At 34.2% G+C, this 876-nt stretch carries 2 protein-coding genes; both read right to left on the minus strand.

All coding sequences use genetic code 11. The annotated features are described in order from the left end of the window. On the minus strand, positions 1-545 hold a 545-nt coding region (locus RM519_RS13940), incomplete at its 3' end, for an Ig-like domain-containing protein (RefSeq protein WP_311594439.1). A gap of 237 nt (positions 546-782) precedes the next feature. Further along, positions 783-872: a T9SS type A sorting domain-containing protein gene (locus RM519_RS14025; RefSeq protein WP_432280192.1), complete on the minus strand. Its 90-nt coding sequence runs from the start codon at positions 870-872 to the stop codon at positions 783-785. Positions 873-876 lie beyond the last annotated feature (4 nt).

The raw sequence follows: 876 nt of genomic DNA on the forward strand, positions 1-876 counted from the left end.
GATAATGTCGGTGTAACAGGATCAACAGTGTCGTCAGTTATAATTACCTCTATTTCCTCCAAATCACTATCACATCCATTACCATTACCTTCTTTACTTACATAATACGAAGTAGTTCTTGGCGTACTTGTGTCTGGAGTTGGCGCTCCTACCAACAAATTGAAAGATTCATCGTACCACTTAAATGTCCCTCCAGAATTAGTAGACAGAGGTACAGCTAAAGCATTTTCACAATATGTAACTGGTGAGGTAACATTTGGTGCATTCTCTTTTTGCCTTATAGTAACTATCATTGAATCTGAACAACTTCCTGATGCAGATGAAACAGATACTGTAAAATCCCCTGTAGTTAAACCCCAATCAATTTCAATAGTATCAGTTCCTATGCCCGAACTTATAGTTCCACCACCTGATACCATCCAAATAAAATCAGAAAAACCTCCTTCCGAACTATATGTTTCAGTTACACCAATACATACGGTATCATCCCCAGAGATAGAACAATCTTGAGCATAAATTAAGTTATTGGGTAGTAAAAACAACAAAAGCCCGAATATATGGGCGTTAATTTTCAGGTCAATGAATGACCAGATATGGGGACTCTTCTTTTTCAATATTAACTTAGCGCTAGGGGTTAATTATGCAAAAATACGGAAAATAAGCTTAAATCAAAAAAAACATGTTAATAAACAAAAAAATAAACTGTATATATTGCTGTATTATAGCTTCTTAAAAAGAATTCAAAACTGTTAATAACTAGTGAAGAGCATTTTTAACAAATTCTAATTTATCAATATCTTTTTGGAAATCAACCCTTGTTCGGTTTCAAGGTTAACAATATAAACTCCCGTACTTAGATTTCTAGTTGACAGCCTC

The sequence above is a fragment of the Urechidicola vernalis genome, assembly GCF_031846385.1.
Taxonomy (GTDB): domain Bacteria; phylum Bacteroidota; class Bacteroidia; order Flavobacteriales; family Flavobacteriaceae; genus Urechidicola; species Urechidicola vernalis.